Annotated in this window: 1 protein-coding gene; it reads right to left on the reverse strand. The window is 71.7% G+C overall.

Annotation, left to right across the window (positions count from 1 at the left end; all coding sequences use genetic code 11):
- The coding region (locus tag IF43_RS37615; RefSeq protein WP_037891774.1) for an acyltransferase domain-containing protein at positions 1-283 on the reverse strand (283 nt) is incomplete at both ends.

Raw genomic sequence — 283 nt, forward strand, 5'->3', positions numbered from 1 at the left:
GTCCACCTCCACACCCCGCACCCACGCCTCGGCCAACGACAACCGCAACCGCTCCAGGCCACCCTCACCACGCCGCAGCGACCCGAGGACGGCCGCCTCCCGGCCCGCGTCCTCGACCGTCTCCTGGACGCCCACCGTCAGCACCGGATGCGGACTGCACTCCACGAACACGCCGAAGCCCTGGTCGAGGAGCGTGCGGGTCGCGGACTCGAACTCCACCGTCCGGCGCAGGTTGCCGAACCAGTAACCGGCATCCAGCTCCGGCCCCTTGACCCACTCCCCC

The organism is Streptomyces sp. NRRL S-87 (genome assembly GCF_000719335.1).
In the GTDB taxonomy this organism is placed as follows: domain Bacteria; phylum Actinomycetota; class Actinomycetes; order Streptomycetales; family Streptomycetaceae; genus Streptomyces.